The organism is Planococcus beijingensis (genome assembly GCF_016820615.1).
In the GTDB taxonomy this organism is placed as follows: Bacteria; Bacillota; Bacilli; order Bacillales_A; family Planococcaceae; genus Planococcus; species Planococcus notacanthi.
In genome coordinates, this window is record NZ_JADHDZ010000003.1 from 63362 (window position 1) to 81236 (window position 17875).

Consider the following 17875-nt stretch of genomic DNA (forward strand, 5'->3'; position numbering starts at 1 on the left):
AAAAAGGTGCCCGCCAATCCATCTGGCGGACACCTTTTATAATGTTATTTTTTGTTTTTGTCTTCAGCTTTTACAGTTACGCTGCCAGTGCTGTCTTTTTCGACAGATGCATCGCCTAATTCAACGACTTCGATGCCGCTTTTTTCTTTGTCGGCTTCCTTGTCAGCTTTTTTGATTTCTTTTTCTACAGCTTTTTCAGCTTTTTCATGTTCCTTTTGAGCCTTTTCCTGCTCTTTCACTTCTTTTTCAATCACTTTTTCTTGTTTCTTCAATTCTTTTTCTTCTTGTTTTTCTACACGTTTCGCTTTCAACTCATCAGCTTTACCTTTAGCTTTCTCTGTAATTCCAGATGTTGTTTCTTTTGCTTTATCGGTAAGGCCACTTGTTTTATCTTTCAATTGGTTGGCCTTTTCTTTCACTTGATCCAATTTACCGCCTGAACTTTCAGCGTTCGGATCTTTCGAGCTGGCTGTTTTTTCTTTAACGATTTCTTGAAGCTCTTTCCCGCTCTTCGGTGCGAATAATAGCCCAGCTGCTGCTCCGATAACTACGCCTGTTGCTGCACCGGCTAAGAAACCACCGCCTCCGCCGCTTTCCTTGCGTTCAGCTTCAGTAGGCTGTGGAGATTGGATTTTGCCGCCACGTACGAGGCGCTCTTCCACCTCTTCCACGATTTCATATAAGGTCCGTCCTTTAGCTTCAACAAGTGATACACTCATATGATAATCAGCTAAATCTTCCTGATCTCTCACAACAATGACGTCATAGTCGGTTGAATCTGATTTGTCTTCAAGCATTTCTGCCTGATATCCTTTTTTCTCCAATGCTTCACGTACTGATGTAAATGGATGTTCAACTGCAATTTTCACCATAATCTGTCCACTCCCTTTTAAAAGTCTATATTGCACTGTTTCCCCTCAATTAAGAATTTATAAACACCTGCAAGAAAATTCCGAGATTTTCACCATACTTTTAAAGGATTAGCTTTCGCAAGGCGCATTGCCAATACGCCTCCTAAAATGGCACCGGTCAAACTGGAAATGAAAAAGGGCGGCACAAAAAACAAAGCGCCAAATTCAGTACCCAGCAAAATCCGCGCATAGGGCACCGCAACTAAAGATGCGATGATTCCAGTACCCACTACTTCCCCTAAACCTGCTAACCAGATTTTCCCGAACTTCGCATACATCAGCCCCGCCAACAACGCTCCAATCATCCCGCCTGGAAAAGCCAGCAACGACCCGGTACCGGTCAAAATTCGGACGACACCTGTCAAAAAAGCGATCAGGATCGCTGGACCCGGCCCAAAAAGAACTGCAGCGATGACATTGATGGCATGCTGAATGGGATATGCACGGGCAATTCCAGCGGGAAAATAAACAAAAGCGGAACCAGCCACTCCAATAGCGACAAACATCGCCATCAGAACCAGTTTTCTAGTTTTCATTTTCGAACACCTTCTTTATTGGCAGCTTGTAAGGCAGCAACCTGCCCCGCAATATCCTTCGCTTCAGTTATTGTTGAGATGACAGCAACTCCAGAAACTCCCGCCGCCCATACAAGACCTGCATTTTCAGCAGTGATGCCTCCGATGCCCACTACCGGCAATTCAGGAAATTCTTTTTTGACTGCCAGAATCCCTTCAACACCTGCTGGCTTTTTTGCATCAGCTTTTGAAGTTGTCCCAAATATCGGGCCCATCCCGACGTAATCGGCACCATCCTCCATAGCTTTTCTCGCTTCTTCTAAAGAATGGACAGAGACGCCCAAGACTTTCTCCTTGCCGATTAGTTTGCGTGCCTGGGAGGCGCTTAGATCATCCTGCCCGATGTGTACACCGTCTGCTCCAATTTGGCAGGCCAGCTCGACTGAATCATTAATAATGAAGGGAACCTTGTAAGCGTTGCATAATAGTTGGCAATGCAAAGCAAACGCCAGCAATTCAGTGCCCGATAATGCGCCCTCACCTTTTTCGCGCAGCTGAAAATGGTTGATTCCACCTTCCAACGCCGCTTCCAATACCACAAAAGGATTTCGCTCTCCTGAATTCCTGGATCCCATAATAAAATAAATGGAGGGCTTATCGGAAAATTTCAATATTCGCCGCCTCCTTGCTTTCGGCCAATGCTTTTTTATACGCAGCATGATTGGTTGGGCCATGTCCAGACCCGATATTCAAAGGTGCGCTGATTGCAGCCTGAATAAATTGCTTAGCTACGTGGATTGCATCCTCCAGACCCTGCCCTTTAGCCAGCTGTGCGGTCACTGCTGCTGCAAACGTGCAACCCGTGCCATGAGTCTGTCCAGTCGCAATTCGTGCTGAGCGGTATACTAACGATTCTCCATTCGTCTGCAGCAAGTAATCTTCAGCGTACTCCGGATCTGTTCCGTGACCGCCTTTAATGACGACGGACTTTGCTCCCAATGCCATAATCTTTTCAGCAGCCAGGCGGCGGCTCGAGACATCTGTAATGGAGATGCCTGTCAGCACTTCTGCTTCCGGGATGTTTGGGGTGACCAGTAAAGCCACAGGCAACAAATGGTGTTTTAATGCTTCCACTGCTTCCTGCTGCAGTAAATTGGCTCCTCCTTTGGCGATCATCACCGGGTCCACAACCACATTCCTCCAGTTGAATCGCTGAATCGCGGCAGCAGTTTCTTTAATAATTTCCGAATTGAACAACATGCCCGTTTTTAAAGCGGTTATTTTAAAATCGCTGCCGACAGCTTCTAATTGCGTTTGCACGGCTTGGGCAGACATGGGATAAATGGCGTTGACTCCTGTCGTGTTTTGAGCAGTCACGGCGGTGACGACAGACGTTCCGTAAACTCCCAGTTCCTGAAACGTTTTCAGATCTGCCTGGATGCCCGCACCTCCTCCGGAATCCGATCCGGCAATTGTTAAAGTCTGCGGAATTTTGCTCATCGTAATCCCTCCTGCAAATAGATCTGTTCTTCCACATCGCTGTCCGTCAGGCTGGCCAAACGATTGATGAAAGCCGCTTGAAAATCTCCCGGAAGACTCGTTGATTTCGCAGCCTGCTGACCGGCGATTGCATAAAAACGCAATGCGTTGCTGACAGTCTTTACAGGGTCTTCTGGCCGGACTGCCATCGCAGCAGCCACAATGCTGCTAAGCAAACAACCCGTACCGGTAATCGAAGCCATGATCGGATCTCCAAAAGGAATTTCAATCACGTATTTTCCATCAGTGACAATATCCGTTTTTCCAGTGACCGCTACCACTAAGTTAAATCTTTTCGCTGTGGTGACAGCAAGCTCCCCGACGTCCAGAAGCCCTTCTCCTGCGTCCACACCTTTCGACTGCCATTGTTCCCCCGCTACCGCTGCAAGCTCTCCTGCATTGCACCGAAGAACGCTAACGTCAATCAGGTCCAAAATTTCTTTTACAGCCTTCTTCCGGAAATTGCTTGCTCCTGCCCCAACCGGATCCAGTACGACAGGAATGCCCAGTCGGTTGGCCGCCTCTCCGGCGATCAGCATGCTTTTCAACGATTCTGCATGCAAGGTTCCGATATTCAATGACAAGGCCTGCGCCAAAGCGGCAAGTTCAGCTGCTTCTTCAGGCGCTTCTCCCATGATCGGAGAAGCCCCGATTGCCAACAGGCCATTGGCTTGAAAATTCGATACTACATGATTGGTGATGCAATGGATCAGCGGATTTTCACGTTTTATTTGGCTGAACATGTCACACACCTACTTCCTTAATAGACTCTAATGCCCAGGATTCTTTTTTCCATGCCTGTTCCCAGAAATTCCATTCATAGTAGCTGCTTTTCCGGAAATGATTTTTCAGTTCCTGCCTCCGTATTTCCGGCAGCCCTTCCGCCAGCTTGTCCATTCGCGAAATCTGTTCATTGACAAGTGAAGCGAACTCATCAGAACCGTAAGTTTCAATCCACCGGTTGTAAATAGCGTGGTCCGGCTTGGCATGTTTCAAACGCTCCCCGATTTCAAAGTAAAGCCAGTAACAAGGCAGAATAGAGGCCAACACATCAGCCAGATCGCCTTCTGACGAACGATACATATGCGAAACATAGGCATATGCAGTTGGAGATGGTTCAAAGGTCATCCATTCTTCTTCAGTAACTTCCAAAATTCCCATGAACGATTCATGCAATGTCAGCTCAGCACTGCAAGTATGTGCAGAATGAAATGCAAAACGTTGTGTCGTTTCCAGATCCTTGGCCTTTGATGCGCCAATCGCCTGCACTTTTGCAAAATGCGATAAATAATAGGCATCCTGCATAACATAAAAACGGAATCTATCAATTGGCAAGGTTCCATCTGCTATGCCTTTCACAAACGGATGATCAAAACTTGCCTGCCATAGGCTGTCGCATTCTTTTCTTACTTCTTTGCAAAATGTCATTTCTCCATCTCCCTTTTCTTTATCCAGTTGCAAGGGGCCAGCCACTTGCAACTTTTTTTCACAAAATAAAAACGCCGCTTCCCGGCAAAGGGAAGCGGCGTTTGCAATTGTAGAAGGAAAATAGCAGACGGTCGCCACTTCCCTCCGCTGGTATGATCCAGATCAGGTTCAAAGGGTCCAAGCTTATGCTCGTCTCAGCCGATATCCGGCTCCCCTAGTGGTGTTTTTTATTTGTGTTTTCGAAATCACTATAGCATAGATTCAGAAAATTCTACAGCTTTTATTCGATTTCCTGTTTCATCATCAAAAAAATGAACATGAGCCATATCAAATGCAAGCGTTGCCGTATGGCCCGGCTCGATAGTCGTTGTAGCTTCTACGCGAGCAATGAATTCTTGTTCGGCATAAACCGCATGAAGAATCGTTTCTGCTCCTGTCAGTTCAGAAACTGTGATGACTGCTTCAAACTCACTGGTTGGAATATTCGACAAATCTTCATTGTTTACATGAATATGTTCCGGCCGGATTCCCAACGTAACTGATTTTCCTTCATAGCCTTCATTTTTCAGCATTTCCATCATCTGCGGTGGAATATCCAACATTTTGTCACCCATCACATAACGCCCCTTATCAATTCTCCCTTCAAAAAAGTTCATGGCAGGAGAACCGATAAAGCCGCCTACAAAGCGATTTTCCGGAAAATCGTAGACTTCTTTCGGAGAGCCGACCTGCTGAATCAGCCCATCTTTCATAATCACGATTCGAGAAGCCATCGTCATGGCCTCAGTCTGGTCGTGAGTTACATAAATAGTTGTGGTTTTCAACCGTCTGTGCAACTTAACGATTTCGGCACGCATCTGTACCCGCAGTTTCGCATCCAGGTTGGATAAAGGCTCATCCATCAAGAAGACTTTAGCGTCACGCACAATGGCACGCCCAAGAGCCACACGCTGCCGCTGCCCGCCTGACAATGCTTTCGGTTTTCTGTCCAAATAATCTTCCAATCCCAGAATAACGGCGGCTTCATTGACACGCCGCTTGATTTCCGCTTTCTTGAACTTTCGCAACTGCAATCCAAAAGCTATATTTTCATACACGGTCATATGCGGATAAAGGGCATAATTCTGGAAAACCATCGCAATGTCACGTTCTTTCGGCTGGACTTCATTCATGAGTTTGCCGTCTATATAAAACTCACCTTCTGTAATTTCTTCCAGGCCTGCAATCATCCGGAGAGTAGTAGATTTTCCGCATCCCGACGGGCCGACAAAGACGATAAACTCTTCATCCTGGATATTCAAGTTAAAATCCGATACAGCAAGAGCACCATTATCGTATCTTTTCCCGAGCTTTTCGATTTTGATCTCTACCACTTTGCATTCTCCTTTTTAACCGCTTTTCCTTCGATTATAGTTAAATATCTTTAAATTACCAATAGAAATAAAGATACGCAAAGGGACTATTTTAATATATTCTCTTTCATTCAGTCTATTTCCACCTCCATACCAATAAGAAAAGCGTTCCTGAAATTTATCAGGAACGCTTTTCTATATTGCATTATACAGTTACTTCTTTTTTCTCTTTTTTGATCTGCTTGCTCCGCAATTGTCCACAAGCTGCGTCAATGTCGGCGCCTTGCTCATGGCGTACGCCACAATTGATGCCTTTTTTCTTCAATGCATCATAGAAAGCAGAAATGGCTTCCGGTGTGCTCTGCTGATATTGGTCATGCTCATCAACTGAGTTATACGGAATCAAGTTGACGTATGACAGATGGCGTTTGTCTTCCAGCAGTTTCGCCAGTTGGTTCGCCTCTTCCACATGGTCATTGACATCACGCAGTAAAATATACTCGAACGTGATGCGGCGGTTGGATTTCTCCAAGTAGTAATCGATTGCCGCCATCAATTTCTCGATCGGGTACGCTTTGTTGATCTTCATGATGCGTGTACGCAATTCGTTGGTTGGCGCATGGATAGAGATCGCCAGGTTAACCTGCAAACCTTCGTCTGCATAATCGTAGATTTTTGGCACGATACCGCTTGTCGATACGGTAATATGGCGAGCACCGATAGCCAAGCCTTTTTGCGAGTTGACGATATTCAGGAAGCCCATCAAATTTGTGTAGTTATCGAAAGGTTCTCCGATACCCATTACTACGATATGGCTGACACGCTCATCTTTTTGTTGTGCATCAAAATGCGCTTGTACCTGCATGATCTGCTCAACGATTTCGCCCGCGTTTAAGTCGCGGCTCTTTTTCAAAAGTCCGCTGGCACAGAAACTGCAGCCGATGTTACAGCCGACCTGCGTCGTTACGCAAACAGAATTTCCGTATTTGAAGCGCATCAATACCGTTTCAATCAAGTTGCCGTCCTGCATCTGGAAAAGAAACTTGATTGTACCATCCGCAGATTCCTGTTTGACTGTCTCTTTCAATGTACGGATTGTAAAATTATCTTCAAGCAATTGAATACAATCCTTCGAAAGGTTGTTCATTTCTGCAAATTCGGTGACACGTTTAATATACAACCAGTCCCATACCTGTTCAGCACGGTATTTTTTCTGGCCATTTTCTAAAAACCATTCTTTTAACTGTTCTATCGTTAATCCATAGATGGAATTTTTCATTTCAGACCCTCATTTCAAATTTCACAATTGCTTATTATAATACTAAAAATAACGCTTGACAACAACTATTTTTATTTAGACAGAAAACTCTGTTATAAATAACTGCTTACTTTCCCTTTTCTCTGGGTACAGAAAGATAGAAAGGAGTGGGTTTCATGAGTGCGATTACCCATGTAGGACTGGCGGTTCCAGATTTGGATCAGGCCATCGACTGGTACAGGAAAGTATTTGATTTTTATATATTGGCAGGTCCCTTCAACTTTAATGCAGCAGATGAAAACCCGAGTGCCATGACATTGGATTTGCAGGGGGAGGAATTGAAAAAAATGCGAAATGTCCACTTGATGTCTTCTGGTGGCGTTGGCATTGAGCTGTTTGAATTTCAGGATCCTACATACTACAACGAATCTTATTCACCTCATGCCGGATTTTTTCACATTTGCCTGGTTGTCGATGATCTGGTTGGGACCATTGAAAAAGCTGTCCAGTATGGCGGCAAGCAACGCAGCAAAATATGGAATGTCAATAAAGGCAAACCTCATTACCTGGTTTATGCTGAAGACCCTTTTGGCCACATCATTGAATTATACACGCGCAGTACTTCTGAAATTTATGGAAATCAATAATAAAAACCAGGCGCTTTTAAGCGACCTGGTTTTTTGATTGATGTGGCAGCTTCCGCTTTTCTTACACCAATTGCTCTTTTTTCTGGAGCATTGTGCCGTTTTTCGCCAAGTCAGCGTGCCATGAGAAAGCTTTTTCCAACACATGCGGTGTTTGTCCGCCACGTGTTAATGCTTCGTCATAGTACTCGCGAAGTTGAGCGCGGTAAGTTGGATGTACACAATTTGCCAGAATGACTTCCACACGTTCACGTGGTGCCAAGCCGCGAAGATCTGCATAGCCCTGCTCTGTTACGACTACATCTACGTCATGTTCTGTGTGGTCTACGTGAGAAACAAACGGTACTACGCTTGAGATATTTCCGCCTTTAGCAACTGATTTGGTTACAAAAATCGCCAGACGTGCATTCCGTGCGAAATCACCTGAACCGCCGATGCCGTTCATCATTTTCGTACCGGATACGTGTGTCGAGTTGACGTTTCCGTACATATCAAACTCCAAAGCCGTGTTGATTGAAATCAAGCCGAGTCGGCGAATCAATTCAGGGTGGTTTGAGATTTCCTGAGGGCGCATCACGATTTTGTCGCGATAGTTTTCAAAATCAGCAAAAACCTGGTTCATTTTCGGTTCCGACAAAGTCATGGAACAGCAAGAAGCAAAGCTGACTTTCCCTGCATCGATCAAATCGAAGACTGCGTCCTGAAGGACTTCCGAGTATACTTCCAAGTCTTCAAATTCAGAATCGATCATGCCGTGCAAAACAGCATTCGCTACAGATCCAACTCCGGATTGCAGAGGAGCTAATTTCTCTGTTAAACGGCCTGCACGGATTTCTGAGCGCAGGAATTCAAGCAAATGATCGGCCATGATTTTCGTTTCTTCGTCTGGAGGCAAGATGTTTGATGGTGAATCCAACTGGTCAGTGAAAACAATGCCTCTCACTTTTTCCAAATCAATCGGAATTCCGATAGTGCCGATGCGCTGATCCGCTTCTGTCAATGGAATCGGCGAGCGTTCGCCTTGTTTGCCAGTATCGTAAATGTCATGAAGGCCTTCAAACCGTTCAGGCTGTGCCATGTTGATTTCAACGATGATGTTTTTAGCATGCTTTGCAAAGATTGCGTTGTTTCCTACAGAAGTCGTCGGAATGATCATGCCGTCTGCTGTAATGGACAATGCTTCGATGATTGCAAAATCGATTGCCTCAGTAACGCCCGTACGGATCCATTCCGCTGTATGGGAAAGATGGTGATCCACAAATAGCATTTCGCCTTCGTTTATTTTTTTGCGCATTGCCGGCTCTGCCTGGAATGGCAAACGCTTATTGACAATTCCTGCTTCTGCAAAGATATGGTCAGTGTCTGAACCTAAAGAAGCGCCTGTAAAGACATTTACTTTAAAACTTTCAGTTTCTGAACGCTTAACCAATGCCTGAGGAATCGCTTTAACGTCTCCTGCGCGCGTGAATCCACTAAGTCCAAGAGTCATGCCATCCTGGATCCATGAAGCTGCCTCATCTGCTGTAACTACTCGATCCTGTAATTGTTCCGCTTTAATGCGTGAAAGTTTCTTTTCCATGCTAATCACTCTCTTTCAATTTTTAGTTTTCAATAATATTTAATTGATAAAGCGTTTTCATGAGCGGTCGCTCAGTTAAAAATCGCGATTCGTGCAAAAAAGGGTATAGTTTTTCATTATCTATTAACAACTTAATTATTAGATAATTTTAACTTGTTTTGACAGGTTATTGAGCTTTGAAGATTGGAAAAGAGTTTAATGACGCGAAGCAGAGAAAGGAATGTCTGAAGCAGCATTTTATTAAAAAGGTTCAAATCGGACCTTTAAAAAACGATATTTTCTTAATTATCCGTAATTTAAACATTGGTGTTCTCAAGCCTTTTACTGCACGCATAAAAAAAAGCGCCGCTAAGGGACGCCATTGCTTTTATTCATTAAAATCCAAGAAGCTTCCGGAAATAGCTGGAGTAGGATTGGCTGACGGGAATCCGCTCTCCGTTATTCATCGCAAGTACGAATGTCGAATGGGTATCCGGATAAATTTCTTCTATATGATGGACATTAACGATAAATGACCGGTGGCATCGAATAAATGATTCGCGGGGCAGCAAAAATTCAAATTCCTGAAGAGAATTTTTATTGGTTCCTGAATAACCTTCAGCATGGACATGGGTTTTGCGGTCTTTCACTTCCAGGTATTTGACTTCTGTAAAAGGAATCGGCTTCCAGCCATCTGGACTTTTCACGGTAACCACTGATTTACCCTCGGTAAAGGCCGGGTAAATCGCCATGACGCATCCCTGCAGGACATCTTCATGCTCAAATGGCACTGCCATGCCGTGGTACGGGACGCCGAAAAGCTCACGGTTGATAAATTCCGAGGTTTTTTGGTTTGCCTGCAATGCTTTATGGGCAATCGTCCCCGGCTTTACAGGATCGCCTGGTTTTATTTTCAAATCGACCCGTTTGCTCGGCCTGTAATAAATGTATTCCTTTGTGTTTGTGACGGCTATCGAAATTTCATCAGAGAACAATTCCCCAATGACATCCAATAGCGCATCCAACTTAATGCTTTCCATAGTAACCCTCCTGTTTCAACTCAATATTTTGATTATACATCAAAAGTCTATCCAATATTTTAAAAACCAGTCCTGCAGGAGGACTGGTTTCGTATTATTTATTCCGATAAATGCATTGTGCCGTTGGCGGCTAAGTGATTATGCCAGGAAAAAGCTTTTTCCAATACATGAGGCGTCTGCCCACCGCGAAGAAGTGCTTCTTCGTAATATGAACGCATCTGCTCCCGATACGTCGGATGGACGCAGCGCTCAATAATCAAAGGAACCCGCTCACGCGGAGCTAGCCCACGCAAATCGGCGTACCCTTGTTCAGTCACAACGATATCGACGTCATGCTCCGTGTGGTCCACATGCGATACGAAAGGCACAACACTCGAGATGCTGCCGCCTTTGGCAGTCGACTTAGTGACAAAGATCGATAAGCGGGCATTGCGGGCAAAATCGCCCGAACCGCCGATGCCGTTCATCATTTTCGTACCGGATACGTGTGTTGAGTTGACATTGCCGTAAATATCGAATTCCAGTGCCGTGTTGATGGAAATCAACCCAAGCCTGCGAATGAGGCCTGGGTGATTGGTAATTTCCTGCGGCCTCAAAATAAGCTTGTCACGGTATGTGCCGAAATCCCCAAACACCTTCTTCATCTTTTCTTCGGACAACGTGATGGACGATGCAGAAGCAAATTTCACTTTCCCAGCATCGATCAAATCGAACACTGCATCCTGGAGCACTTCCGAATAGACTTCCAGGTTATCAAATTCGGAATCTATGAGGCCGTGAAGAACCGCGTTCGCTACTGAACCAATTCCCGATTGCAAAGGTGCAAGCCGGTTGCTCAACCGCCCCGAAGCCACTTCCTTCCGGAGAAAATCCAAAAGATGCTCGGCCATCACTTTAGATTCAGCATCCGGCTGCAGAATGGTCGAAGGCGAATCTTCCTGCGCCGTAAAGACGATGCCGCGGACCTTTTCAGGGTCGACTGGAATTCCGATTGTGCCAATTCGGTCATCGACTTTTGTCAACGGAATCGGCGATCGCTGCCCTTGCATGCCCGGCTCATAAATATCATGTATTCCTTCAAATAATTGCGGTTGTGAAAGGTTGATTTCAATTATGACGTTTTTGGCGTGCTCGACAAAAACTGATGAGTTTCCGACCGATGTCGTGGGAATGATCATGCCGTCTTCTGTTATAGACAAAGCTTCAATTACTGCAAAATCAATCGGTCCAATGACGCCGGCACGGATCCATTCGGCAGTCTGGGACAAATGGTGATCGACAAACAGCATTTCACCTTCATTGATTTTTTTCCGCATGGCCGGTTCAGCTTGAAACGGTGCCCGCTTATTGACGATGCCTGCTTCCGCCAATAATTTATCGACACCCGAACCAAGTGAAGCACCGCTGAGGACATCTACTTTAAACTGCTCCGTTTCTGCGCGGCGGACTAATGCATACGGTATTGCCTTGGCGTCGCCTGCTCGTGTAAATCCGCTCAGTCCAAGCGTCATCCCGTCCTTTATCCAAGATGCTGCCTCTTCAGCTGTGACCATGCGATTCTGTAGTTCGATCGCTTTGATGCGTTGAAGTTTTTCTTCCATAGTTATCACCTTCAGCAGTCTCAAATTTTGATCAATCTTTTAGTATCCCTTATTCCCTATTATCTGAAAATAAACCAATTCCCCGCTTTCACTTTCTTCAATAGCTATTCTTCAGAAGGTACAGCCACCATACACCGGGATAGAAAACGCTCTATTTAATGACAATGAATCATGCTGTTGAAGCTGAAGCTCCAGTCTAGAGATTCTGTTTACTTACAAGGTTATAAAGCGGTAAAAAATTCAAGTCTGTTCCTTTGACAAGAAGTGGAAGCTCAAATAATATAAAAAAGCTGAAGAAAAAAACTTCGTAACAGTATATAGAAGAAAAGAGGGTACTTGTCATGTCTCCAGACCAAAAAAAGAAAATTTTTATCTTGATGATCAATATGTTCATCGCCATCGCGAGCTTTGGGATTGTCATTCCAATCCTGCCTTCTTATCTGGAATCGATTAATCAAGGCGGCATGGCTGCAGGCTTGATGATCGCCATTTTTGCGGCTGCCCAATTCGTCTTCTCGCCAATTGCCGGAAAATGGGCCGACCAATACGGACGCCGGAAAATGATCATTTACGGGCTTCTTGGCTTAACCATCTCCATGTTCGTTTTTTATGCTTCTGACGCCATTTGGGTATTGTATTTGTCACGCGTCATCGGCGGTGTGGGAGCTGCTATGCTGATTCCTGCAATTTTTGCTTATATCGCTGATATTACAACTTTTGACCAGCGTGCTAAAGGCACAAGCCTCGTTTCTGCGGCAATGTCACTGGGAATTGTGGTAGGTCCCGGAATCGGTGGCTTCCTTGCGGATTATGGCCTGAAATTGCCTTTCCTTGTTTCAGCATTAGTCTCTTTAGGCGCGGTTCTCTTTTCTGTCATCTGGCTGAAAGAACAGGATGCGACAGACGCTAATCCTGTACTGGCCGCTACCTTAACGGATGAAGAATCCATGTTCGCAAAAATCGGCCGCTCTACCAAGATGCCGTACTTTATCCCCTTGATCATTACCTTGGTCATGAGCTTTGGCTTGCTGGCTTACGAGTCAGTAGTTGGCCTGTACTTGGATAACCAATTCAATTCAACTGCTAAAGACATCGCCTTTATGATTACTGCAACGGGAGTCGTCAGCGTTATTGTGCAATTGTTTATCGTTGACCGCATTGTCCGCCGTTACGGTGAAGTGGCCATTCTGGTTTCTTTTCTCGGTGTCGCAGCCTTCGGTTTCCTGATGTCCTTGTTTGCGGGAAGTTACGTTATGTTCTTCGCCGTTTCATTGATCATCTTTATGGCTACGTCCATCTTGCGTCCTGTCCTCAACACCTTGATTTCGAAAATGGCTGACGGTGAAGTCGGCTTTGCCATGGGCATGAACAATGCCTATATGAGCATCGGGAATGTGATCGGGCCGTTGTTGGCCGGCGTCCTTTATGACATCAACATCATCTATCCTTTCATTCTAGGATTAATTATGCTGATCATCACCATGTTCATCACTGTGGCGTGGCAACGTTCACGTGCCGTTAAAGCTTCTGAAGCTCTTTAATGAATAATGCTGCGGGTTCTCTTAGGAGAGCCCGTTTTTTCTTTTTGTAGGATAACGGCTAGAACTTTACGCATCTGTTTATACGTTGTATAATATTTGTACAACACCAACCACAAAATCTATAGAATGAAGGTAATGCTATGTATAACATTAAAGCAGCTGCCAAAATCTTAGATATGCCGAAAGTGACGATTCGTTCCTGGGAAACGCGCTACGAAGCGATCACTCCTGCACGAACAGAATCCGGTCATCGCTTGTACTCGGATCAAAATCTGGAAGATTTGAAATGGCTCAAAATACAAGTGCAGGAAAACGGCATGAAAATCAGCGAAGCCGTCAAACAGCTTCATGCTTCACGCAAAAAATTCATCGTCCCCAATAAAGAACTTCCGAAACGGGAAGCTTTGGAATACGATGAACAAATAGAACAACTTTTCCAGGCTGCGGCCGAGATGGATACCGAACGCTTCAATTATTTATTGGATTTGCATTTTTCCTTATTCCATCACCAAACAGTCTTTTTTTATATTATTGCACCGTTGATGGTGCGCATCGGAGAGGCTTGGGAAGACGGTGTCATCAGCGTCGCCCATGAACACATGATCACCCATATTGTCCAACAGCGTTTTAACCAGTTTTTCCGGATTTTCCCGATTTCACCGAATTTGCCGAAGGTGATGGCACTCAGCCCAAGCGGCGAGCAGCATCAGCTCGGGCTGTTGTTATTCACGCTATTCCTGCGGGAAAATGGCTATCCTGTCATCTATATCGGACCGGATACACCACTTGAAGGTTTGGAAGAAATGGTCGCCAAACAAAATTTCAAAATGATTTGCATGTCCATCGCTTCACCTAAGTTGTTGAAAACAGCCAATGAATACATTGATGCGTTGGCCATCGCCAAACCTGAACTCCATTTCATTCTTGGAGGGCAAGGTGTCGATTGCGAACAAGTTGAAGGCAACCGCTGGTATTTGGGCAGCGATTTGAAAGTATGGCAGCAATGGCTGGATGAACAAAATTTTTAAGGCAGTCAAAAACGCCCTCAATTATTGAATTGAGGGCGTTTTTGTATAATTTTTTTATAACTTTATTCCCAATCCAGGTCCTGATAATCTTTCTGATAAGGTCCGTTGTCCGTCACTTCTGAATGGTAAAGAGCCTTTAAAGCAAAGCCTTTTTCCAATTCCATTTCCTTCATCAACACTTTCAACCGCTTTTTCAGTTCCGGATGATCGCTGACCAACTGCTCCATTTTGGATTTGGTGTATTTCATTTTATCCGCTCCTTTTGGATCTTCTTCTCTTTATTGTACACCGCCGCAAGAAAAAACGCACTTGCCTCTGCAAGTGCGTTACTTGTTTAATAGCCTCAGCTTACATAATGAAACACGAAATTCGCCAGGAATAAGCCGGCAATGACAAACAGGGTCGGTGAAACTTCACGCCATCTGCCCGTTGCAATTTTCAAAATCGGATACAAGATGAATCCGAAAGCGATGCCGTCTGCAATGCTGTACGTAAACGGAATCAATGCCACAATCAGCAACGCCGGGAAACTCTCGGTCATATCCGCCAGATCCAGGTTCTTGATGTTTTGCAGCATCAGTCCGCCAATAATGATCAGAATCGGTGCAATGGCGCTGTCCGGGATCAATTTGATGACCGGAATGAAGAACGACGCGACCAGAAACAACAAACCGGCTGTAATCGTCGTCAAACCTGTCCGGCCACCTGCAGTCATGCCGGCTGCACTTTCAACCGTTGCCACGGTCGGGCTTGTGCCAAAAATACCGGAAGTCATTGCAGACACCGAAGTCGCTTGAAACGCACGGCCGAATTTCTCCGGACGCTCGATGAACGCCACTTGCCCGTGGACAAGCCCGATGTTTTCAAACACCAGCACCATCGTCAGCGAGAACACCGCCACCCAAAACGTCATCGACAGGATATTGCCGAAAGACAATGCACCAAACACCTCGAAAGCTTCTGCTGCAGTGATTGAGGACTCGTTCAGGCCGCTGAAGTCGATGAGGCCGAAAAACGATGCAATCGCCGTCCCTGCCACAATTGTAATCAGGAAATTCCCCGGTACATTGCGGATGAACAGCACAATCGCAATGAGGAACGTCAGCACTGTCGCCAGCACCTGTGCTTCTGCAAGCGAACCGAGTGCCAGAATTGAACTCGTCCCGCGCTCCACGATTCCTCCTTTTTCAAGGCCAATCAGCATAAGGAATAAACCCAGTCCGACCGTAATCGCTTCTTTCAGCGAATGAGGCACTGCTGCACTCAACATTTTGGCAAAACGAGTGAATGCCACTGCCACAAAGATTACACCAGAAACAAATACGACAGCCAGCGCTTCCTGCCATGACAAGCCCATCGACTGAACCATCGTATAGGAGAATAGCGCGTTGATTCCCATACCAGGCACCAGCAAAATCGGCGCGTTTCCCCAAAAGCCCATGATCAAACAGCCGAAGACTGACGCCGCAATCGTCGCGACAATTGCTGCTTCAATCGGCATGCCCGCTTCAGACAAGATCAGCGAATTGACGGCAATAATGTACACTACCGTGAAAAAGCCGACCAGCCCCGCCGTCATTTCCCGTTTGACCGTAGTCCCACTTTCCTGAAGACCGAAATATCGGTCCATCCAATTAAACATAGTTCTAACCTTCTATTAAATTAGCCCTCTCCCTACCCGCTCTGCCTATCGAAATAGGTAAGCCAAGATAGGAGTGTAATCCAAAAAGATAGCGCTGTCAAGGAGATGTGCTTGATGAAGATCGGCTGTAGGCTAGAGCTGTTTTGCCATGGCTTCGAGCATGAGCGTGCGTATTTTTGATTAAGCGTGCATAAAGATGGATGTGCCTTGTTTCGAAGCTTCTTCAGCCAGTCCCACCATTAAAACACCCATAATGCCCGCTTTCCGCAAGCGAAAAGCACCAAAACCACATAAAAAAGGACCTGCAGCAACTGCAGGTCCTCACAATTTGAAATTTAAACGAACATCCCGGCAATAGCTGCGCTCAATAATGATGCAAGCATACCTGCCGCAACGGCGCGAATGCCGAGGCGGGCGATATCCGGACGGCGGCTTGGCGCCATTGCACCAAGTCCCCCAAGAAGGATTGCGAGTGAACTCAAGTTAGCGAATCCACAAAGGGCAAAGCTGACAACGATGACTGTTTTAGGTGACAAGTCAGCAATTTCAGGAGCAAACGCCGTGTACGCAACGAATTCGTTGAGCACCAGTTTTTGTCCGATGAAGCTGCCGGCTTGGACAGCTTCATCCCAAGGCACACCAATTGCCCAGGCAAGCGGTGCGAAGATGACACCTAGAATGCTTTGGATCGTTAAGCCTTCAAAGCCGAACCAGCCACCGAGTCCACCAAGCATACCATTCAACAAAGCGATCAATGCGATGAATGCAAGAAGCATGGCACCAACATTCAACGCCAATTGAAGGCCGTCAGATGCCCCACGTGCTGCTGCATCCACAACGTTGACCGAAGTCTGGTCTTTTTCCATAACGAAGTCTTTTTCTTCGACTTCCTCTGTTTCCGGCATCATCATTTTAGCCATGATCAAACCGGCTGGTGCAGCCATGAAACTTGCTGCCAGCAAGTATTCAAGCGGTACGCCGAGAAGCGCGTATCCCGCCAAGGTTGAACCGGCAACAGATGCCAGTCCACCGGTCATGACAGCAAATAATTCCGACTTGGTCATGCCCGCAATAAATGGACGGATGACAAGCGGTGCTTCTGTCTGGCCAACGAAAATATTCGCTGCTGCTGAAATCGATTCCGCTTTACTTGTTCCAAGAAGCTTCGATAACGCGCCTCCCAGAAGTTTGATGATGATTTGCATAACGCCAAGGTAGTAAAGAACTGAAATTAAAGAAGAGAAGAAAATGATGATTGTCAATACTTGGAAAGCGAAGACGAAACCAAATCCTTCGGTATCAGCTGCCGGGCCGAACACGAAGGCGATCCCTTCACCTGCATAGTTGATGACATTCTGGACCTTATTCGAAACCCACAATAACATCTTTCTTCCCAAATCCCATTCCAGCACCATAAATGCAAATGTGATTTGGATGGCTAATCCGCCGAGAATTGTCCGTGGCTTGATAGACTTCTTGCCGCTTGATAATAGGAAGGCGATTCCGAGAACAATGAATACGCCAAAGATGCCCCACAATAAATTCACAACTTCACCTCATTGGTATATTTTTTATCCCGCTTTAACGGTCAGTAAGACTCCCACTTTTGCAAGTGGGAGATCCACTGACCGTAAAAGCCCGATTCGATCAACTAACACTTAGTGAGGAAAAAGAAAATCCTCACTAAGTGAAGTTTCTCTTTATCAGAAAATTAAGCAAATTATTTGTTTAACTCAACTGTCGTCAGACATCTTACCAAATCTAAAGAGAGAAGTAAATGGCTATCGTGTGACAAAATGATAACGCATTCATAGGCGG

The 17875-nt window shown here is 45.6% G+C and carries 17 protein-coding genes and 1 riboswitch; of the genes, 3 read left to right on the forward strand and 14 right to left on the reverse strand.

Going from position 1 to position 17875, the window contains the following annotated elements; translation table 11 throughout:
• Positions 1-44: 44 nt before the first annotated feature.
• From IRE19_RS08900 to rlmN, 8 genes are all read right to left on the reverse strand, one after another.
• Complete coding sequence (locus IRE19_RS08900) at positions 45-872, reverse strand: YkuS family protein (protein ID WP_203340098.1); 828 nt, start codon at positions 870-872, stop codon at positions 45-47.
• 89 nt (positions 873-961) lie between these two features.
• Positions 962-1447 carry an energy coupling factor transporter S component ThiW gene (gene thiW, locus IRE19_RS08905; RefSeq protein ID WP_203340099.1) on the reverse strand — a complete coding sequence of 162 codons (486 nt, stop codon included), beginning with the start codon at positions 1445-1447 and terminating at the stop codon, positions 962-964.
• Positions 1444-2097 carry a thiamine phosphate synthase gene (gene thiE, locus IRE19_RS08910; protein ID WP_284700310.1) on the reverse strand — a complete coding sequence of 218 codons (654 nt, stop codon included), beginning with the start codon at positions 2095-2097 and terminating at the stop codon, positions 1444-1446. The genes thiW and thiE overlap by 4 nt, the downstream gene beginning before the upstream one ends.
• A complete protein-coding gene (thiD, locus tag IRE19_RS08915) occupies positions 2081-2926 on the reverse strand; it encodes a bifunctional hydroxymethylpyrimidine kinase/phosphomethylpyrimidine kinase (RefSeq protein WP_203340100.1) in 846 nt (281 codons plus the stop codon). Before thiD ends, thiE begins: the two co-directional genes overlap by 17 nt.
• Positions 2923-3708, reverse strand: coding sequence for a hydroxyethylthiazole kinase (thiM, locus tag IRE19_RS08920; protein ID WP_203340101.1), 786 nt, complete (start codon positions 3706-3708; stop codon positions 2923-2925). The genes thiD and thiM overlap by 4 nt, the downstream gene beginning before the upstream one ends.
• Before the next feature lies 1 nt (position 3709).
• Positions 3710-4393: a thiaminase II gene (gene tenA / locus IRE19_RS08925; protein ID WP_203340102.1), complete on the reverse strand. Its 684-nt coding sequence runs from the start codon at positions 4391-4393 to the stop codon at positions 3710-3712.
• A 122-nt stretch (positions 4394-4515) separates the two neighbouring features.
• Positions 4516-4619, reverse strand: a riboswitch (TPP riboswitch).
• Between the two features lie 22 nt (positions 4620-4641).
• Complete coding sequence (locus IRE19_RS08930) at positions 4642-5766, reverse strand: sn-glycerol-3-phosphate ABC transporter ATP-binding protein UgpC (protein ID WP_203340103.1); 1125 nt, start codon at positions 5764-5766, stop codon at positions 4642-4644.
• A gap of 184 nt (positions 5767-5950) precedes the next feature.
• Complete coding sequence (rlmN, locus tag IRE19_RS08935; protein ID WP_191714865.1) at positions 5951-7024, reverse strand: dual-specificity RNA methyltransferase RlmN; 1074 nt, start codon at positions 7022-7024, stop codon at positions 5951-5953.
• Between the two features lie 155 nt (positions 7025-7179).
• On the opposite strand from rlmN, the gene IRE19_RS08940 reads away from it, so the two are divergent.
• Complete coding sequence (locus IRE19_RS08940; RefSeq protein WP_203340104.1) at positions 7180-7650, forward strand: VOC family protein; 471 nt, start codon at positions 7180-7182, stop codon at positions 7648-7650.
• Between the two features lie 61 nt (positions 7651-7711).
• On the opposite strand, the gene scpC (IRE19_RS08945) is transcribed toward IRE19_RS08940, so the two are convergent.
• From scpC (IRE19_RS08945) to scpC (IRE19_RS08955), 3 genes are all read right to left on the reverse strand, one after another.
• A complete protein-coding gene (gene scpC, locus IRE19_RS08945; protein WP_203340105.1) occupies positions 7712-9226 on the reverse strand; it encodes a succinyl-CoA:acetate CoA-transferase ScpC in 1515 nt (504 codons plus the stop codon).
• 374 nt (positions 9227-9600) lie between these two features.
• Complete coding sequence (locus IRE19_RS08950; RefSeq protein WP_191714862.1) at positions 9601-10245, reverse strand: LytTR family DNA-binding domain-containing protein; 645 nt, start codon at positions 10243-10245, stop codon at positions 9601-9603.
• Between the two features lie 98 nt (positions 10246-10343).
• Positions 10344-11846 (reverse strand): succinyl-CoA:acetate CoA-transferase ScpC, encoded by a 1503-nt coding sequence (scpC, locus tag IRE19_RS08955; protein ID WP_203340106.1) that lies wholly within the window; start codon positions 11844-11846, stop codon positions 10344-10346.
• A 341-nt stretch (positions 11847-12187) separates the two neighbouring features.
• Here scpC (IRE19_RS08955) and IRE19_RS08960 point away from each other — a divergent pair, with 341 nt between their 5' ends.
• Both IRE19_RS08960 and IRE19_RS08965 read left to right on the forward strand, forming a co-directional pair.
• Positions 12188-13387, forward strand: a complete 1200-nt coding sequence (locus IRE19_RS08960; RefSeq protein WP_203340107.1) for an MFS transporter — start codon at positions 12188-12190, stop codon at positions 13385-13387.
• A 140-nt stretch (positions 13388-13527) separates the two neighbouring features.
• Entirely contained in the window at positions 13528-14415 is an 888-nt protein-coding gene (locus tag IRE19_RS08965; protein ID WP_203340108.1) for a MerR family transcriptional regulator, read from the forward strand.
• A 62-nt stretch (positions 14416-14477) separates the two neighbouring features.
• On the opposite strand, the gene IRE19_RS08970 is transcribed toward IRE19_RS08965, so the two are convergent.
• The 3 genes from IRE19_RS08970 to IRE19_RS08980 form a co-directional block, all read right to left on the reverse strand.
• Complete coding sequence (locus IRE19_RS08970) at positions 14478-14663, reverse strand: hypothetical protein (RefSeq protein WP_142826756.1); 186 nt, start codon at positions 14661-14663, stop codon at positions 14478-14480.
• Positions 14664-14758: 95 nt separating this feature from the next.
• Positions 14759-16057, reverse strand: a complete 1299-nt coding sequence (locus IRE19_RS08975; protein WP_203340109.1) for an NCS2 family permease — start codon at positions 16055-16057, stop codon at positions 14759-14761.
• Positions 16058-16392: 335 nt separating this feature from the next.
• Positions 16393-17604 (reverse strand): NupC/NupG family nucleoside CNT transporter, encoded by a 1212-nt coding sequence (locus IRE19_RS08980; protein ID WP_203340110.1) that lies wholly within the window; start codon positions 17602-17604, stop codon positions 16393-16395.
• Positions 17605-17875: the final 271 nt, after the last annotated feature.